The organism is Agromyces sp. GXQ0307, from assembly GCF_044769845.1.
Classification (GTDB): Bacteria; Actinomycetota; Actinomycetes; order Actinomycetales; family Microbacteriaceae; genus Agromyces.
Genome location: NZ_JBIZVY010000002.1, coordinates 588,628 through 604,548, shown reverse-complemented (window position 1 = coordinate 604,548; position 15,921 = coordinate 588,628). Strand labels below are relative to the sequence as shown.

The window sequence follows — 15,921 nt, the reverse complement described above, 5'->3', positions numbered from 1 at the left end:
GCCGCGACACCAGCCCGAAGTGGCGACTCGACGGCGAGACTCGCACGAACGACGGATGACGAGACGGGCGCATGCTGCGAGGATCGGGTCATGGCGAACGAACGCGAGCCGAAGCATCCGTCGACCGCCCCGGACTGGTGGAAGTCCGCCGTCGTGTACCAGGTGTACCCGCGCAGCTTCCAGGACTCCGACGGCGACGGCATCGGCGATCTCCGCGGCATCCTGCACCGGCTCGACCACCTCGAGCGACTCGGCGTCGACGTGGTCTGGCTCTCGCCGATCTACCGGTCGCCGCAGGCCGACAACGGGTACGACATCAGCGACTACCGCGACATCGACCCGACCTTCGGCACGCTGGCCGACCTCGACGAGCTCGTGACGGCGGCGCACGCGCGCGGCATCCGCGTGGTCATGGACCTCGTCGTGAACCACACCTCCGACGAGCACCCGTGGTTCGTCGAGTCGCGCTCGAGCCGCGACAACCCGAAGCGCGACTGGTACTGGTGGCGGCCGCCGCGCGAGGGCACGCACGGCGGCGACCCCGGCGCCGAGCCGACGAACTGGGAGTCGTTCTTCTCGGGGTCGACCTGGGAGTGGGACGAGGCGACCGGCGAGTACTACCTGCACCTGTTCGACGTGAAGCAGCCCGACCTCAACTGGGAGAACCCCGAGGTGCGGCACGCGGTCTACGACATGATGCGCTGGTGGCTCGACCGCGGCGTCGACGGCTTCCGGATGGACGTGATCAACCTCATCTCGAAGCACCCGAACCTGCCCGACGGCCCGGTGCGGTCGGGTCGACGGTACGGCGACGGCGGCGCGGCGTACACGAACGGGCCGCGCCTGCACGAGTTCATGCAGGAGATGTACCGCGAGGTGTTCGACGGGCGCGAGGGGCTCATCACCGTGGGCGAGACGCCCGGCGTGACGATCGACGAGGCGATCCTCTTCACCGACCCCGAGCGGCGCGAGGTCGACATGGTGTTCCAGTTCGAGCACGTCGGCCTCGACCACGGCGCGACGAAGTTCCACCCGCGCCCGCTCGCGCCCGGCGAGCTCGCGGCATCCCTCTCGAAGTGGCAGGAGGGCCTCGCCGAGCGCGGCTGGAACAGCCTCTACCTCGAGAACCACGACCAGCCGCGGTCGGTGAGCCGGTTCGGCGACGCCGACGAGCACTGGTACTCGTCGGCGACCGCGCTCGCGACCATGCTGCACCTCCAGCGCGGCACGCCCTACGTCTACCAGGGGCAGGAACTCGGCATGACGAACGCGCCGTTCGGCACGCTCGACGAGTATCGCGACGTCGAGTCGCTGAACGCGTACGCCGACGCCGTCGCCAGCGGCACGGCCGTCGCCGACGCGCTCGACGGACTCAGCCTCATGAGCCGCGACCACGCGCGCACGCCCGTGCAGTGGGATGCGACGCCGAACGCGGGCTTCACGACCGGCATCCCCTGGCTCGCGGTGAACCCGAACCACGCGACGATCAATGCGGCCGCGCAGGTCGGCGACCCGGGATCCGTCTTCGAGTACCACCGGCAGCTCATCGCGCTGCGCCACGAACGACCCGTGGTGGCCCACGGGTCGTTCGAGCGGGTGGATGCCGGGCACCCGGCGATCTTCGCGTTCGAGCGGGTGCTCGGGGAGGACCGGCTGCTGGTCGTGGTGAACCTCTCCTCGGCCGAGCACGATCCGGTCTTCCCGGAGGCGTTCGCGGCCCGGTGGCGGGAGTCGCTGCCGGTGCTCACGAACACGCTGCCCGACGCGCCGGGCGCGTTCGACGCGCCGCTCGCGCCGTGGGAGGCGCGGGTCACCTCGATCACGGGCTGAGCGCGCGACGCGACGGAGTGCGGTTTCTGCGGTGGAGTGCGCCCGGGGACGGCACTCGTGCGCAGGAACCGCACTCGAATGGGCGGGTCAGCCGCGCGGCGCAGGAGCCGCGCCGCCGCCGGGGCCGCGCATGCCCGCCACCTGCTCGCCCGCGACGGCCGAGCCGACCGCCGTGGCGTTCGCGGTGCCGTTCGCGGTGACGGTGTAGGTCTCGCCGTTCACGAGGTCGGGGTTCGACACCGCGAGCGAACCCACGGTCTTCGTCGCGGTGTAGGTGGCGACGACGGTGCCGTCCGCGGCCGTCACCTCCAGCTCGGTGCCCGCAGCGACCTGCTGCGAGAACGTGACGAGCACCGACGCCTGCGCGGCATCCGCATCGGGGGCGACCGCCATGCCCGGCGAGCCGCCCGCGATCACCGTGCCGCCCGTGATGTCGAAGCCGCCGTCGACGTCGAGCGCGCCGTTGCCCTGGCCGGTCGGGCCGTTCACGACGACGTCGCCGCCCGACATCGCGATCGTGCCGTTCGAGTCGAGCCCGTCGCCCTCGGCGTCGACCACGAGCGAGCCGCCCGAGATCTCGAGCGAGCTTCCGGCGTTCACGCCGTCGTCCGAGGCGGTCACCGAGGTCTCGCCGCCGGCGATCGCGATCGCGGCCGCCTCGAGCGCCTCGTACGACGTGGTCACGTCGAGCCTGCCACCTGAGACCGTGAGCGCGACCTCGGCGTGCACGCCGTCGTCGCCCGTCGCGAGCGTCGTCGTGCCGTTCGCGAGATGTGCGGTGTTGTCGGTGTGCAGCGCGTCGTCGGCGGCGTCGACGGTGACCTCTCCGCCGTCGACGATCACCGATATGGCGCCCTTGACGCCCTTGGTCGAGACGTCCTCCGAGATCGTCGCGCCCGCGCCGCCGCCCGCGCCGCCGCCCGCGCCGCCGCCCGCGGTGACGTCGAGCGTGCCGCCCCAGATGGCGACGTCGGTCGCCGCGTCGAGGCCGTCGCCGGCCGCGTCGACGGTCACGGTGCCGCCCGCGATCGCGATGTAGCCGCGGTCGGCCTCCTCGGCGTTGTCGGCCGTGATGCCGTCGCCGCCCGCGGTCACGCGGATCGTCCCGCTCTCGATCACGACCTCGTCCTTGCCTCGGATGCCGTCGTCGACGGCGTCGACCGTGATCTCGCCGCCCGTGATGAGCAGGCCGTCCTTCGACGCGATGCCGTCGTTGCCGTCACCCTGCACCGTGAGCGCGCCGCTGCCCGCGATCTCCAGGTCGGCCGTGCTGAAGAGCGCCGCGTTGACGTCGGCGCCATCCGCGTAGGCCGAGGTGTCGGCGAGGGCGTTCTCGCTGCCGTCGGCGAGCACGACCTGAACGCGCTCGGCGCTCGTCACGGCGAGGGCCGCGGTCGAGTCGCTCGAGATGTCGACGCCGTCGAGGACGATTCGCACGAGCTCCTCGTCGGTCGTGTCGACCACGACCTCCCCGTCGAGCTCGCCGCTCAGGCGGTAGGTGCCGGCGGCCGTGATCGTCACGGTGTCACCGTCGACGCTCACGCGCTCGGCACCGTCCGCACCGTCCGCACCGTCCGCCGACTCGACCGTCGCGGTGTCGCCGTCGAGCGAGATCGCGACCTCGTCGGCCCTGTCCCACGTGTCGTCGCCGTCCTCGCCGGGCGCGGCCTCGTTCTCGGCCATGGCCTCTGCGGCGGTCACTCCCGGGTCGACGGTCGCCGACGCTGCGAGCGACACGGTCGAGTCGCCGCTCGTCGCGCCGTCGTCGGTGCGCTCGGTGGTCGTGGTCGTGGTCGTGGTCGTGCAGCCGGCGAACATGAGTGTGCCGGCCAGGACGACGGGCGCGACGCGCGCCGCGGCGAGCCAGGGGCGGCGGGCGCTCCGTGCGGCGGAGGTACCGGTGCCGGCGGTGCCGGCGGTGCCGGCGGAGTCGGGGCCGTCGGTGCGGTCGTGGGCGGAGGTCTGGCGGCGGAAGCCGAAGGGGGTCATCGTGCGGTCCTTTCGTGGGACGTGCGTGAGGTCGGGTGGATGGTCGTGGTGGAACCGGCGTGGAAGTGCCGGTCGAGGACGCGCGTCCAGCGGTTGGCCGGCAGGCCCGGTCGGATGGCGGCGAGGCCCGTGGCGTACTTGGAGACGCGCGTCGGCCGGTGGCCGGCAGTCCAGAGCAGCCGGTCCACGGCGCCGGCCTGCGAGCCGGACTTCGTCTCGACGATCGCCGAGGCGGGCGTCCGGAGCACCCGTCCGAACCGGCCGTCGACGCCGCGGTCGATCCAGGTGAGGTCGACATCGATGGTGGCCCGGCCGGCCGGACGGCCCGGCTCCGCCGGGAGGAGGAGGGTCGCCCGCCGATACGAGGTCGTGAGCACCGGGTCGAGGCTCGCGCGGCCGAGTTCGCCGATGCCGGCCTCGGCGAGCACGTGGTCGGCGTAGGCGCGGGCCTCGCCGGAGAGGGCGTCGGCGGACGCGGGGTCGACCGCGATGCGGTCCTTGACCGTGAGTGCACGCCCGCCTCGCGTCTTCACCTCGAGGAAGCTGGCCTCGGACTCGACGTACGAGCGCGTCCGGATCTTGAACCGACGGCGCCGCGCATGCGCAGCGAGACGGTAGCTCGTGAGGTCGGGGGTGTCGAAGTACACCGACTCGTACGCGGCCGCCCGGATGCCGTCGAGGTCGAGCACCCGCACGCCGTCGGGCAGCCGCCCGAGGATCGCCGGCAGCGCCGCGAGCGGAAGCATGTACTTGCGGTCGATGCGGGTCTGCAGCTCGGCCTCCGCGTTCAGGCCCTCGAGGTCGATCCCCTCGACCTCGTCGAGCAGCGCCAGGGCCTCCGGCGTGACGGATGCCGCGTGCCGCGCGGTCATCGTCTCGCGCCCTCGAACCGCGCCGCGCGCGGGACGGCTCCGACCGCGGCGGCCCCGTCGCCGGATGCGTCGAGCCCGAGCGCCTGCGAAGCCCGCCGGGCCGTGGCATCCGCACGATTCGCTCGCGGCGCGTCGAAGCGCACGGTCACCGTCGTCGAGTCGTTGACGAGGTCGAGCTCGTCGACGCGAACCGAGCGGATGCGTGCGCCGAGCAGCGCGCCCACGTGGTCGTGCAGCTCGCGCTCGTCATGGAACGCCCGGTCGAGCACGAGGACCTGCTGGCGCGATCGGCGGAACAGCGCCGGGTGGTCGCCGATCGCCAGCACCGCGAGCACGAGGACCATGAGCCCGATCGTCAGCCAGCCGAGGCGTGCGCCGAGCCCGCCGAGGAGCCCGATCGCGAGCGCCGCGAAGTAGTACGCGACCTCGTGCTGCTCGATCTCGCTGGACCGCAGCCGGATGATCGACAGCACGCCGAACAGGCCGAGTCCGAGGCCGGCGCCGATCGTGCTCGAGCCGAGCACGACCGACACCGCGAGCACGCCGACGTTGACCGTCAGGTATGCGACGACGAGGTCGCGCCGCCGATGGCGCGGGAAGTAGAGGGCGAAGACGAGGAGTGCGACGGCGACGAGGTCGGCGGCGATGAGCAAGGTCTGATCCACGATGGGGCTCCGTACTGTGTTCTGGGAGTACCCATCAGGCCGGGTCCGCCGAGGCGTGACCTATGCCGATCCCATGCGGTTCCCATGAGGCGCGTGCGGGTCGGCCGGGAACGAAGGACGGGGCGCCCCGGGCCGAGCCCGGAGCCGTTCGACGGAGTGCGGATTCTGCGGTGGAGTGCGTGCTGATGCGGCACTCGAGCGCAGAAGTCGCACTCCGTCGAGACGCGGGCGGCTGGGGGCTACGCGGCGAGGCGGTCGGCGAGCAGCTCGAGCGTGCGCACGCGGCCGGGCGAGGCATCCGCCGGCTCGTCGGCACGGCTGCCCGCGACGGGCGCGAGCATGACCTCGTCGATGCCGTGACGCTCGGCGAGGGTGCCCACGGCGGATGCCGCGGCATCCGCCTCGCCGATCACCCACCGGGTCCGCATGCGCGCGATGACGTCCTCGGCGTCGGAGTCGCGCGGGGCGGACTGCGCCTCCTCGACGGTCTCGAGCGGGCGCATCGGGCGGTTGAGGCGCAGGCGGGCCATCGCCCGCAGCTGCGGGAGGGCGCGCGCCTCGGCCTCGTCGACGGTGTCGGCGACGATGGCGTTCAGCGTGAGGATCGTCTGCGGCGACGGATGCCGCTCGCTCGCCCGGTACTCGGACCGGTAGAGCTCGAGCGCCCGCTCGAGGCCCTCGCCGGAGAAGTGGTTCGCGAACACGTACGGCAGGCCGAGCTCGGCCGCGAGCTTCGCGGAGTAGTCGGAGCTGCCGAGCAGCCACAGCGTCGGTACATCCGTCGCGGCGGGCGTCGCCTGGATCGGGTACTCGCGGCCGCTCGTCAGGCGCAGTGTCGCGCCATCCGGCGACAGCAGGCTCAGGATGTCGGCGACGTGGTCGGGGAACCGATCGACGTCGGCCGTCGGACCGCTGATGCGCAGCAGCTGCGTGATCACCGGGTCGCTGCCCGGCGCGCGTCCGATGCCGAGGTCGATGCGGCCGGGCGCGAGCGCCTCGAGCGCCGCGAACTGCTCGGCCACGACGAGCGGCGCGTGGTTCGGGAGCATCACGCCGCCCGAACCGACGCGGATGCGCTCGGTGCGCGCGGCCGTCGCGGCGATCAGCACGGGCGGCGTGGTCGACGCGACCGACGGCATGTTGTGGTGCTCGGCGAACCAGTAGCGCGTGAAGCCGAGCCGGTCGGCCACCTGCGCGAGGGCGACGGATGCCGCGACGGCATCGGCCGACGACTGGCCGTTCCGCACGGGGATGAGGTCGAGGACCGAAAGACGAGGGGAGAGTGACATCCCATGCTGCAACCGGGGCCGGGGGAGCGCTATTCCGGGGAGGGATCGGGCGCCCGTCCGGCGGGGCGGCGCCGCCGAATGCTCGGGATAACCCTGAGCCGATCGGCGGGATCGTCCTGATCTCCGACGCCGGCCCGGGCCGTTGTATTGGAGTCGCGTCGTGAGCGCCCCCGGTGATCCGGGCGGCCGTCGGACCAGGCCGCACCTCGGCCGCCGCCCGGCCCACGACCCTCACCCGTTGAAAGGACCACCAGTGAACCCGCTTGCCTCCGAGACCGTCGCGGCCGAGACCGCGGCGGCCACCGAGACCACCACCATCGCTGCGCCGACCGCAGCCGTCGACGCCGAGGCATCCGCCCCTGCCCTGTCGCTCCGCGAGTCGTTCGCGATCCTCGCCGAGCGGCTGGACGGCCGGCTCGCGCTCCCGGGCGAGCCCGGCTACGACACCGACCGGCTCGCGTGGAACCTCGCGGTCGACCAGCGCCCGGCAGCGGTGGTCGTCGCGGCATCCGTCGCCGACGTCGCCCGCACCGTGCGCGCGGCCCGCGAGCTCGGCCTCGCGGTCGCCCCGCAGGCCACCGGCCACAACGCCGCACCCCTTGCCGAGGGCCACGGCCTCGCCGACGCGATCCTGCTCCGCACGCACGAGCTTCGTGCCGTCGAGATCCGCCCGACGCAGCGCCTCGCCCGCGTCGAGCCCGGCGTGCTCTGGGGCGATGTCGTCGCCGCGGCCGCGCCGCACGGCCTCGCGGCGCTCGCCGGTTCCTCGCACGACGTCGGCGTCGTCGGCTACACGCTCGGCGGCGGAGTGTCATTCCTCGGGCGTGCGCACGGACTCGCGGCCAATCACGTCACCGCGGTCGAGCTCGTCACCGCCGACGGCGAGTTCCGCCGCGTCGACGCACAGCACGACCCCGAGCTGTTCTGGGCCGTGCGGGGCGGCGGGGGCGACTTCGGCGTCGTCACGGCGCTCGAGTTCGGGTTGTTCGAGATCGAGCAGGTCGTCGCCGGCGCGCTGTTCTTCCCCATCGAGCGGACCGAGGAGGTGCTGCAGGCGTGGGCGGACTGGACGCGCTCCGTGCCCGACACGGTGACCTCGGTCGGGCGCGTGCTGCGCTTCCCGCCGATGCCCGAGCTTCCGCCGTTCCTCTCGGGGCAGTCGTTCGTGCTCGTCGAGGCCGTCATCCAGGAGGCGCCCGAGCGCGCCGACGCGCTGCTCGCGCCGCTCCGCGGGCTCGCGCCCGCGATGGACACCGTGCACCCCCAGGCGCCCGCCGACCTGCTGCAGCTGCACATGGACCCGCCCGGCCCGACCCCGGGCCACGGCGACGGCATGATGCTCGCCGACCTGCCCGCCGAGGCGGTCCGTGCGTTCGTCGCCGCGGTCGGCCCGGACGCCGACACCGCGCTGCTGTCCGCCGAGATCCGGCACCTCGGGGGCGCGTTCGCCCCGTCGTCCGCACTCGAGGTCGCCGCCGACCGCGGCCTGCCGATCCCCGGCGCCGTCGGAGGTCTCGAGGCCGAGTACCTCGTGTACGCCGTCGGGATCGCGGCGCCGGAGACCATCGAGGGCGTCGTCGCGTCGCTCGGACGCCTGCTGGCACGCATCGAGCCCTGGCGGGCCTCCGTCGAGTACCTGAACTTCGTCGAACGCCAGACGACGGGGTCGCGGTTCTTCGGCGACGACGGCCGACTCGCACGACTGCGCGCGATCAAGCACGCCGTCGACCCCACGGGCACCATCCGCTCGAACCACCCCGTCGGCCGCTGAGCGACCGATCTCCCGAACGGGCCCGGCCACCGTGCCGGGCCCGTTCGGTGCGCGTGACGACGGGGCGCGGCATCCGTCTCTCGACTCGAACCCCGCCGATGGACGAATGGGTCTGTCGATTCCGTGCCGAGGTTCCTAGGCTGGGGGACACGCGACGACGTCGTCGCCGGACCTGGGGGAGGGACGTATGACGGTTCACCACGAGCTGCCCACCACGACCGATTTCGCGACGCTGGCGGGTGAGCACCACCCCGCGATCACGATCTACGCGGCCACGTCACCGGTCGTCAGCGAGCGAGAACGCGCCGAGGTCGCCGTGAAGAGCCTCTTCGACGAGGCCATCGACCGCATCCGCGCCGGCGGCGCCGAGACCTCGGAGGTCGACGCGCTCAAGACCGAGCGCGACGCCGTGCTCGCCGACCGTTCGCTGTGGGCCGGGCTCTCCCGATCCCTGGCGATCTTCGTCGCGCCGGGCTTCAGCGATGTCTACGTGCTGCCGAACCGCCTCGACGACGCGGTGCACGTCGGGTCGCACTTCGTGCTCGGGCAGCTGCTCCGGGCGCCCAGCCAGGACCAGGAGGCGTTCGCCGTCACGCTGTCCTCGAACGAGTGGGCGCTCTGGCACGCGCTGCCGACCGCCCGCGCCGAGCAGATGCCGCTCGACCCCGACCTGCCGCGCAACCTCGACGATGCCGCGAACCGCGTACCGGGGGACGTCGGACAGCGCCGCCAGGGCGGCCACGGCGACCGCGGCACCAACGAGGGCGACCGTCGTCCCGAGATCCACGGCATCTACGCCAAGCGCGTCGCCGATGCGGTGTGGCACGAACTGCACGAGCACGATCCCGACGGACGGGTGCCCCTGTTCGTCTTCGCCGCCGAGCCGTTGCTCAGCGCGTTCCTCGACCGCGCCCACAACGGGCGCAGGGTCGTCGGCGTGCAGGGCGGGTCCGACCGGCTCGGCGCGGCCGAGATCGACGGCGCGTTGCGGCAGCAGTTGGCCCAGCTCAACGTGAACGAGGCGAAGAGCGCGCTCGCCGATCTCGCTGACGGCAGCGCCGGGCGCGTCGAGCGCGACCTCGCCGCGATCGGGCGCCTCGCGGCCGACGGCGCCGTCGAGTGCCTGTGGTTCGACTTCACGACGTCGGTCAACGGCACGCTCGACCAGGAGTCGGGCGCGATCGAGTTCGCGACCGAGCACGGCAACGGCGATGCGCTCTCCGACGGCCGGCACGCCGGCGACCTCCTGCCCGAGCTCGCGATGCTCGTCATCGCCCGCGGCGGCAAGGTCGTCACGGTGCGGGGCGACGACCTCGACGACGCCGTGTGGGACGGCCCGGCGATGGCCGAGCTGAGGTTCGCGCTGACCTGATCGGCAGTCGGCGCCGGCCCGACGGGCCGGCGCCGGCGCGGCCCGAGTTCCTGCTCGCAGCGACCGCTGCGTCAGACCGCGGCCGCGAACCGGGGCGTGAGGCCGGCGACGACGTCGCGGAGGGCGGCGATCGCCCGCCCCGCGGCATCCGCCATCGCGTGCGCGCCGACCGGCAGCGCACGCCCGGCGACCCCGGCCCGTCGACGCGTCGTCGCCCGTGCGCCCGCACCGAACGAGTCGTCGGCCTCGAGGACCGGGAGCACCACGGCCGGCTGGCACTCGAGGTGCACCTCGACCTCGTGCGTGCGCTCGTCCTCGATGATCGCCTCGAACGGCACACGGACCGTGCGGAATCGACCGCGACGTCGCGGCGGACTCGACTTCAGGCCGATGGTGAGCCGTCCGGCCGGGGTGCCGCCGTAGGGCGTGCGTGCGACCGCGACGACGTCGACGCGCCACAGCTCGCTCGGGCAGGACGCGACACCGGAGAGATGGATGACGCGGATGCCGCCGGACGTGACCGCGACGGCCGCGAGGTCGTCGACGAGGACGTGCGCGTGATCGATCGTGTGGGCCATGTTCGCTGAAGATACGGATGTCAAGGCCGGTCGACATCAGTGCTGACGCTGAGATGGCGACCGTAGGCTGGTCCGATGCGATTCGGATTCTTCGTTCCCCAGGGCTGGCGTCACGACCTCGTCGGCATCGAGCCGGCCGACCACTGGTCGACGATGCACGGCCTCGCCGCGTTCGCGGATCGCGACGGCTCGCCGTGGGAGTCGATCTGGGTCTACGACCACTTCCACACCGTGCCCGTGCCGAGCGAGACCGAGGCGACCCATGAGGCGTGGTCGCTGATGGCGGCGTACGCCGCGTCGACGTCTCGCGTGCGACTCGGCCAGATGTGCACGTGTGTCGCGTACCGCAACCCGGCGTACCTCGCGAAGGTCGCCGCGACCGTCGACGTGATCTCGGGCGGCCGGGTCGAGATGGGCATCGGCGCCGGATGGTACGAGCACGAGTGGCGCGCGTACGGGTACGGGTTCCCGCACGCGCCGGAGCGGCTCCGGATGCTGCGCGAGGGCGTCGAGGTCATGCACCAGGCGTGGACGACCGGGCGGGCGAGCCTCGACGGCGAGTTCATCCAGGTCGACGGCGCGACCGTGCAGCCGCAGCCGCTGCAGGCCGGCGGGATCCCGATGTGGGTCGCCGGCGGTGGTGAGAAGGTGACGCTGAAGATCGCGGCGAAGTACGCCTCGTACACGAACTTCTACGGCAGCCCCGACGAGTTCAGCCACAAGAGCGAGGTGCTGCGCGGGCACACCGATCGGCTCGGCCGCGACTTCTCGTCGATCGTGCGGAGCGCGAACTTCAACACCGTCATCGGCGAGACCGAGGGCGACGTCGAGCGCCGGCTCGCGGCCGTCGAGGCGCGGGTGGCCGGTTCGGCCGGCTCGAAGGCCGCGGCGAAGTTCATCCACGACTTCCGGTCGGACGCGGCGATCGCGGTCGGCACGCCCGACCAGGTCGTCGAGAAGATGCTCGACATGCGTTCGCGCGGCCTGGGCTACGCCATCCACTACTTCCCGGAGGCGGCGTACGACCGATCGGGCCTCGAACTCTTCGAGCGCGAGGTCATCCCCGCCCTCACCTGACGCGTCGTGCGTTTCTCAGGAGTTTTCGGCCGGATGCTGCGTTTCTCAGGAGAACACGCCGCTGCGTGAAGCGACACGCCGAAAAACTCCTGAGAAAGGCATCACCCGCGTGCGGTCAGGCGGGGGCGTCGAGCTTGGCGGCGAGCTCGGCGTCCGTGGGCTCGGTGAAGTGCGTGCCGTCGGGGAAGACGACCACGGGGATGTTCGTGCGACCCGAGATCGCCTTCGCCCGGTCGGCGCCGTCGGCGACGACCATGAGGTCGACGTACTCGTAGTCCACACCGCGACGGTCGAGCAGCGCCTTCGAGCGGCGGCAGTCGCCGCACCACTCGGCGCCGTACATCGTGATGCGGGCAGGGTTCAGGTCGGTCGTGGGGGAGGTCATGTACATAACCTACGCGGGTATCCTGTGCGGCATTCCCAGTGAACGGCGGATGCCGCGGCACGGGGTTCCGCGCGGGTTCGACAGGTGCGAGGCTCGGGGCATGCAGTTCGAGACCACCATGTCGCAGACCGGGAACAACACCGGGATCGAGGTGCCGGCCGAGGTCGTCGAGGCGCTCGGCGGCGGCCGGCGCGCGCCCGTGGTGGTGCGGGTCAACGGGTTCGAGTACCGCAGCACGCTCGCGGTCATGGGCGGGCGCCACCTGATCCCGTTCAGTTCCGACAAGCGCGCGGCGACCGGGATCTCCGGCGGGGATCCGATCTCCGTCGAGTTGGAACTCGACACCGCGCCGCGCACGGTCGAGCCGCCCGAGGACTTCGCCGCAGCACTCGACGCGACGCCCGGCGCACGGGAGGCGTTCGATCGGCTCGCCCCGAGCCATCAGAAGGCGCATGTCACGACGATCACCGAGGCGAAGGCGCCCGAGACGCGGGCCCGCCGCATCGCCAAGGCCGTCGACAAGCTGGTCGGCGGCTGACGCGCCCTACCCGACGGGCTCGCGCTCCCACGAGGGCAGCTCGATCCCGACGAGCCGCGCGAACGCGCTGAGCTGCGCGACGCCCTGGGGCGTGCGCGGCAGCGCGTCGAGCAGGCCCGGCGAGTACACGAGGTAGGCGGCGACCTGGGCGCGCGAGATCGCGACGTTCAGCCGGTTCTTCAGCAGCAGGAACTCGACGCCGCGCGGCGCGGCGGCGGCCGATGACGCGGCGAGCGACACGATCGCGACCGCGGCCTCCTGACCTTGGAACTTGTCGACCGTGCCGACCGGGACCGCGGTGTACCCGGCGAGGTCGAGCGCCTCGCGCACGACGGCGAGCTGCGCGTTGTACGGCGTGACGACGATGAGGTCGGTCTGTTGGAGCGGTCGCGGCCGGGCGCGCACCGGGTCGCCCTCGCCGTGGGCGATGTCGGTGAAGGCGCGACCGAGCAGCGACCCGACGATCCGGACGACCTCGGCGGCCTCCTCGACCGACTCGGTCGTGTTGCCCTCGTGCTCGATCGGGATCGGCGTCAGCCCGGGCTCGACCCCGTCGATCGAGCGCAGCGCGGCGCAGGCGTGCGAGGCGAGCTCGTCCTCGTACGACAGCGTCGAGACGGATGCCGCGAGCGCGGGGTGCATCCGCCGACTCTCGGCGAGGAAGTAGCCGAACTCCGCCGGCAGCACGTCGTGCCCGTCGGCGATCCAGCCGAGCGCCGACATGTCGACGGGTTCGGGGTGCGTACCCTGGCTCACCTGCGGCAGCTGCTGCGGGTCGCCGAGGAGCAGCAGGCGACGGGCGGCCACCGACGCCGCGATGGTCGAGGCGAGCGAGAACTGGCCCGCCTCGTCGACGACGAGGACGTCGAGCGCCCGCCGCCCGACCCGGTCGGCGTTGGCGAAGTCCCATGCGGTGCCGCCGACGACGAAGCCGGCATCGCGGTTCGCGGCGATGAAGGCCGCCATGCCGTCCTTGTCGATGGCGGTCCAGCCGCGGGCGACGCCGTCGTCGCGGTTCTTCGGCGCCTTGGCGATGCGGCGCGGGTCGAGCCCCGCTCCGACGACCGCGTCGAGCAGGTGCTCGACGACCGCGTGCGACTGCGCGACGACCCCGACCTTCCAGCCGTGGTGGCCGACGAGCCGCGCGATGACGTGGGCCGCGACGTAGGTCTTGCCGGTGCCGGGCGGCCCCTGCACCGCGAGGTAGGAGTCGTCGAGGTCGCCGAGCGAGCGCACGACGGCGCCCACGTACTCGTGGTCGGGGAGGGGGGCGAGCGAGCCCGACCGCGTGCGCGGCGGGATGCGGCGGAGCAGGTCGACCGCGGCATCCTTCGGCCAGGCCGGCTGTCGCTCGACGATCGGACGAGCCCACTCGGCGATCGCGGCCTTCTGCCGCCCGGCCGGCGGCGGGTTCCCCGGCACGAGTGCGAACGGCAGCTCGCGCCAGGTCTCGTCGACGGTCGATCGCTCCTCGATGCGCACTCCGTCGGGCGTCGCCTCGATCACGGTCGCCTTCGCCCACGCGCGTGAGCCGGGACGCCGGGAGAACGACGGGAACGGCGCAGGCCAGTCGTAGAGCAGGTACAGGTCGGCGCCCGCGCTGAACCGGGAACCCGGCGCGATGCGGCCGCGGAGCAGCAGCTCGCGTCGATCGAACTGCTGTCGGCCCTCGCGGTACCAGTCGTGCAGCACGACGGTTCGCGCCGGGTCGACGATGAGCACGTCGCGGTGGTCCTCCCACGCCTCGAGCGGCTGCTCGACGCGGAAGAAGTGGCCCCACCAGAACGTCTTGAGCTCGCGTTCGTGGTAGTCGATGGCGGCGGCCGCGAGGGCGAGTGCCGTGCGGTCGGGGTCGTCGCGTCGCTCATCGGCGCCGCCCGCGAGTGCCGCCAACTCGGTCGCGAGCGGGCTCGCCGCGTACTGCTTCGCGGTCGGCTCGACGAGGAGGAGCGCGGGCACCGGCTCGACGCCGTGCGACCGGGCGAGGCCGAGCAGCCAGTCGCGCAGGCGCAGCGTCGACACGCAGTCGTATTCGTTGTACTCGGCGAGGTCGTCGAGCACGAGCTGCGCGCCGGTCGCGTCGCCCGTCGCGGCGAGTTCGCGGGCGCGCACGTACTCGAGGATCGAGTCGCCGCCCGACTTCACGTCGGCCTCGCGCAGCTTCTCGCCCATGTAGAGCGGCTCGAGCTTCTTGATCGAGTACGACCGGCTGCCGACGCGTACGGCGCGCTTGACGATCGGGTAGAGGTCGACGAGCACGCCGTCGGCCAGCAGCTGGTCGACCTCGGCCTCGCCGACGCCGTGCCGCGCCGCGATCGACGTGAGGTGGGTGCGCTCGTAGCTCGCGTAGTGGTAGATGTGCAGGTTCGGATGGCGCGCCCGCCGGTCCTTCACGAACGCGAGGAACCGCACCAGCGCCTCGCGCTCCTCGGCGAAGCTGTGCGCCCAGATCGGGGTGAAGCGCTCGTCGACGTCGATCATGCCGAACAGGTAGTCGAGGCCCCAGTCGGTCGCGGCGCCCTCGGTGTAGAGCGGGTCGCCCTCGAAGTCGAAGAACAGGTCGCCCGCGTCGGGCTCGGGGATCGCCGCGAGCGCGCCGGGCTCGCGCACCTCGACCGGCGGCGGCAGCGGCGGGTCGTCGGGCGAGCGGCGACCGGATGCCTCCGCCGCGCGCAGCTCGGCCTCGGCCGCGAGCTGCAGCCGCGCCTGAACGCGCAACCCCTCGAGCGTCGCCTCCATCACGCCGTCGACCGGCCCGGTGGACGCCGCGAGCTCGTCGATCGTCGTGATGCCCGCCGCGTGGAAATGGGCGCGCTGGGTGATCCGCAGCCCGGCGACGAGCAGCAGGTCACGGTTCGCCTGCACTTCCAGGTCGCACGTGGGGCAGCGCCCGTCGAGGGCGTAGCGCGGGTCGCCCCACTCGACCGGCCCGTCGGCGTCGACGCGCTCGTCGACGATCTGCCGCAGGCGTTCGCGGCGGAGCAGGAACACGGGCTCGATGTCCTCGAGCCGATGGGTGCTCGTCGTGCCGTCTCCGAGCAGCAGCTCGACGGTGTCGGCCCGCGGTACGCCGATGCGGTCGAGCTGCGCCGCGTACGCCGCGAGCTGGAGCAGGGCCGTCACCCGCGCGCGTCGCGCGAGCTTCGAGTCTTGCACGAGGTAGCGCCCGTCGGGCTGCCGCACGATGAAGTCGGCGAAGCCGACGAATCCGTCGTCGACGAAGGTCGCCTGGAACACCACGGGCGCACCGGCCTCGAACGCCGCACGGGTGGCCGCGACCGCGGCCTCGAGCTGCGACGGATCGCGCAGGTCGGGCCGATCGATCTCGACGACGCCGTCGCCGAACTCGGCCCGGTAGCGATCGAGGACTCGGAGCTCGTGGGCGTCGCCCATGCGCCCCGCGCGTTCGAGCATCGCGTCGGCCACCGGTTCGAACAGGGTGTCACGACCGAGCTTCACGTCGAGCTCGCGCAGGAACGCGAACTCGCAGTCGGACGCCTTCTTGAGGTCGCTCGCGCTCGTGACCACCGTGCCGCCGGCCAGGTACATCGGGCT

12 protein-coding genes are annotated in these 15,921 nt (G+C 72.8%); 5 read left to right on the top strand and 7 right to left on the bottom strand.

Going from position 1 to position 15,921, the window contains the following annotated elements; genetic code table 11:
- Window positions 1–90: 90 nt before the first annotated feature.
- Window positions 91–1,830 carry an alpha-glucosidase gene (locus ACIQH8_RS08100; RefSeq protein ID WP_400996933.1) on the top strand — a complete coding sequence of 580 codons (1,740 nt, stop codon included), beginning with the start codon at window positions 91–93 and terminating at the stop codon, window positions 1,828–1,830.
- 87 nt (window positions 1,831–1,917) lie between these two features.
- Here the strand turns inward: ACIQH8_RS08100 and ACIQH8_RS08095 are convergent, their stop codons facing one another.
- The 4 genes from ACIQH8_RS08095 to ACIQH8_RS08080 form a co-directional block, all read right to left on the bottom strand.
- Window positions 1,918–3,819 (bottom strand): carbohydrate-binding domain-containing protein, encoded by a 1,902-nt coding sequence (locus ACIQH8_RS08095; RefSeq protein WP_400996931.1) that lies wholly within the window; start codon window positions 3,817–3,819, stop codon window positions 1,918–1,920.
- Window positions 3,816–4,691: a polyphosphate polymerase domain-containing protein gene (locus ACIQH8_RS08090; RefSeq protein ID WP_400996928.1), complete on the bottom strand. Its 876-nt coding sequence runs from the start codon at window positions 4,689–4,691 to the stop codon at window positions 3,816–3,818. Before ACIQH8_RS08090 ends, ACIQH8_RS08095 begins: the two co-directional genes overlap by 4 nt.
- Window positions 4,688–5,356, bottom strand: coding sequence for a DUF4956 domain-containing protein (locus ACIQH8_RS08085; protein WP_400996926.1), 669 nt, complete (start codon window positions 5,354–5,356; stop codon window positions 4,688–4,690). The genes ACIQH8_RS08090 and ACIQH8_RS08085 overlap by 4 nt, the downstream gene beginning before the upstream one ends.
- Before the next feature lie 239 nt (window positions 5,357–5,595).
- Complete coding sequence (locus ACIQH8_RS08080; RefSeq protein WP_400996923.1) at window positions 5,596–6,645, bottom strand: LLM class flavin-dependent oxidoreductase; 1,050 nt, start codon at window positions 6,643–6,645, stop codon at window positions 5,596–5,598.
- Between the two features lie 253 nt (window positions 6,646–6,898).
- Here ACIQH8_RS08080 and ACIQH8_RS08075 point away from each other — a divergent pair, with 253 nt between their 5' ends.
- Together ACIQH8_RS08075 and ACIQH8_RS08070 are read left to right on the top strand one after the other, a co-directional pair.
- On the top strand, window positions 6,899–8,416 hold the full coding sequence (locus ACIQH8_RS08075; protein ID WP_400996921.1) for an FAD-binding oxidoreductase: 1,518 nt from the start codon (window positions 6,899–6,901) through the stop codon (window positions 8,414–8,416).
- Between the two features lie 187 nt (window positions 8,417–8,603).
- Entirely contained in the window at window positions 8,604–9,788 is a 1,185-nt protein-coding gene (locus ACIQH8_RS08070) for a hypothetical protein (RefSeq protein ID WP_400996919.1), read from the top strand.
- Window positions 9,789–9,859: 71 nt separating this feature from the next.
- On the opposite strand, the gene ACIQH8_RS08065 is transcribed toward ACIQH8_RS08070, so the two are convergent.
- Window positions 9,860–10,366, bottom strand: coding sequence for a hypothetical protein (locus ACIQH8_RS08065; protein ID WP_400996917.1), 507 nt, complete (start codon window positions 10,364–10,366; stop codon window positions 9,860–9,862).
- 75 nt (window positions 10,367–10,441) lie between these two features.
- Between ACIQH8_RS08065 and ACIQH8_RS08060 the strand changes: the two genes are divergently transcribed.
- On the top strand, window positions 10,442–11,443 hold the full coding sequence (locus ACIQH8_RS08060; protein ID WP_400996915.1) for an LLM class F420-dependent oxidoreductase: 1,002 nt from the start codon (window positions 10,442–10,444) through the stop codon (window positions 11,441–11,443).
- Window positions 11,444–11,558: 115 nt separating this feature from the next.
- On the opposite strand, the gene ACIQH8_RS08055 is transcribed toward ACIQH8_RS08060, so the two are convergent.
- Window positions 11,559–11,828 (bottom strand): glutaredoxin family protein, encoded by a 270-nt coding sequence (locus ACIQH8_RS08055; protein WP_400996913.1) that lies wholly within the window; start codon window positions 11,826–11,828, stop codon window positions 11,559–11,561.
- A 100-nt stretch (window positions 11,829–11,928) separates the two neighbouring features.
- Here ACIQH8_RS08055 and ACIQH8_RS08050 point away from each other — a divergent pair, with 100 nt between their 5' ends.
- Window positions 11,929–12,366: a YdeI/OmpD-associated family protein gene (locus tag ACIQH8_RS08050; protein ID WP_400996910.1), complete on the top strand. Its 438-nt coding sequence runs from the start codon at window positions 11,929–11,931 to the stop codon at window positions 12,364–12,366.
- Window positions 12,367–12,372: 6 nt separating this feature from the next.
- Here ACIQH8_RS08050 and ACIQH8_RS08045 read toward each other — a convergent pair whose 3' ends face one another.
- Complete coding sequence (locus ACIQH8_RS08045; RefSeq protein WP_400996907.1) at window positions 12,373–15,915, bottom strand: TM0106 family RecB-like putative nuclease; 3,543 nt, start codon at window positions 15,913–15,915, stop codon at window positions 12,373–12,375.
- Between the last annotated feature and the right edge of the window lie 6 nt (window positions 15,916–15,921).